Source organism: uncultured Photobacterium sp. (genome assembly GCF_947502415.1).
GTDB lineage: Bacteria > Pseudomonadota > Gammaproteobacteria > Enterobacterales > Vibrionaceae > Photobacterium.
Map to the genome: position 1 here is coordinate 1 of NZ_CANMZV010000124.1, position 290 is coordinate 290.

1 pseudogene is annotated in these 290 nt (G+C 40.7%); it reads left to right on the plus strand.

The annotated features are described in order from the left end of the window. Window positions 1-222: pseudogene (locus tag Q0852_RS23815) on the plus strand (hypothetical protein); the annotation flags it as partial. Between the last annotated feature and the right edge of the window lie 68 nt (window positions 223-290).

Below are 290 nucleotides of genomic sequence, written 5' to 3' on the forward strand. Positions count from 1 at the left end.
GGGGAGTTTGATGACCTGTTTTCTCGAATTTTAGGAAAGAGCGAAAAAAAATATCCGGCGAAGACCAAGCATGATACAGGTAAAACAGCTCAATCACAGAAAAGTGAAGATAAGGTTAATGAGAAGAAGTCAGATGAGGTGATTCGATGTGATGTTTGTAAGCGAATTGTAGGTAAGAAAAAGGGGCAATGTGATGCAGCCTATAGAAAACATAGGTCATGACGCCAACTTGTTGAACTAGCATCTGTAGAACTCACGCTCAATGAATGTGCCTATCACTTTGTCGTGCA